The sequence below is a fragment of the Nocardia africana NBRC 100379 genome (assembly GCF_001612635.1).
Taxonomy (GTDB): Bacteria; Actinomycetota; Actinomycetes; order Mycobacteriales; family Mycobacteriaceae; genus Nocardia; species Nocardia africana.
Window position 1 is genome coordinate 1 of sequence record NZ_BDAV01000052.1, and the last position, 1575, is coordinate 1575.

Here is a 1575-nt window from a genome sequence, read left to right on the forward strand (position 1 = left end):
GCGGTCGTGCAGACCTCATCCGTTCACAATGGCTGCGCCGGGATGGTCCCGGTGGTCACTCGCTCCACCCCGGTCACGACCTATGCAGACGTGCAACCTACGAGGTCCAGATGCAGACCTGTTGGGCTGGGGTGGCGGCGGGCTTCACATCGGCCAGCGGGAGTTGCGCTTCGAGCGCCGAGATGAGGTTCCGGGGAAGCCAGCCCACGCGATGACCGGAATCTCTTCCAGGAGCATCGTTGGTCCACCACCTTCCTGTCACCGACTTTGTCGGGCAGTCTGTGTTCGCCGGAATCGATTGGGGCGGAGCACATCACCAGGTCTGTCTTGTTGACGACACAGGGCAGGTTCTGACGCAGAAGCGGTTGCGGCACGATGTCGCCGGCTTCGCGGCACTCGATGACCTACTCGACATCCCCGGCATCCGGATCGCGATCGAGCGCGGTGAGGGGCTGCTGGTCGAACACCTGCAGCTACGCGGTCTGCCGGTTTACTGTGTGTCACCGAAGATTTCGGCCCGGGCCCGGGAACGCTACCGGCTCTCGGCCACCAAATCCGACACCTTCGACGCATTCGTCCTGGCCGACACCCTGCGTCATGAACATGCCCCATTGGCGGTCGCTGCCGGTGTTGTCGGCGCAGACCGCCGAGCTGAAGGCCGTCATTCGAGACCGCGAACGGATCATCTGGTCCCAGCGCAGCGTCGAGTCCCAGCTGCGTGCCATTCTCGACGCCTATCATCCTGCGCCGCTGCACTTGTTCTCCTCGCTCGACCGTGACATCACCCTCGACTTCCTCGCCGACTACCCGACACCGGCGAAAGCTGCGCGGGTCACCGCGGCCCGGATGGACGCGTTCTGCCGCCGGCACAGCTACACCGGTCGAGTGCCAGCCGACCGGCTGGTCGAGCGGATCGCACCGCACCTGCTGACAGCGTCGGAGGGAACCACTGCGGGCAAGCAGTTCACCGCTGAGTTGTTCACCGCCCAGCTGCGGCTGCTCAACCAGCAGATCCGTGCCTGCGACAAGCGCATCGACCTCCTGCTCAGCACCCACCCCGACGCCCCGATCTTCCGCAGCTTCCCCGGTATCGGTCCAGTCGTGGCGGCCACGTTGATCGCGGAAATGGGTGACGACCGCACGCACTATCCCGAGGCCCGAGTGCTACTCGCCGAAGCCGGCCTGTCCCCGGTCACCCGGGCCTCGGGCCGCATGCACCAGGTCCGATTCCGCTACGCCTGCAACCACCGAATGCGCCACGCCATCGACTGGTGGGCATTCGTCTCCACCCGCGAAACCGACTGGGCCGCCAGGGCATACGAACAGTCACGGGCCCGCGGCCACGGCAAGTTCCGAGCCCTGCGCGGCGTCGGCGCCCGCTGGACTCGAGTGCTCTGGCGCTGCTGGCACGACAACACCATCTACGACCCCGAAAGACACACCTCCACCACGGTCTGATCCGAACACCTCACCACCCGCGCGGCCCACCGTCTCCACGCGGGCCGCTCACATGCCCTCTGCACGAACAGACCCGAATACCCTTCCGAACCCGAGCAGGTTGACAGCGGGAGTCTG

Annotated in this window: 1 protein-coding gene and 1 pseudogene; both read left to right on the forward strand. The window is 66.0% G+C overall.

All coding sequences use genetic code 11. The annotated features are described in order from the left end of the window. Positions 1-281 precede the first annotated feature (281 nt). Positions 282-551: pseudogene (locus NA3_RS38990) on the forward strand (IS110 family transposase); the annotation flags it as partial. Between the two features lie 46 nt (positions 552-597). Continuing rightward, positions 598-1458, forward strand: a complete 861-nt coding sequence (locus NA3_RS35005; protein ID WP_227995593.1) for a transposase — start codon at positions 598-600, stop codon at positions 1456-1458. The last annotated feature ends 117 nt before the right edge of the window (positions 1459-1575 follow it).

Excerpts from the sequence above, each read along its gene's own strand:
- NA3_RS35005 (WP_227995593.1), top strand. The coding sequence starts at position 598 with ATGAACATGCCCCATTGGCGGTCGCTGCCGGTGTTGTCGGCGCAGACC.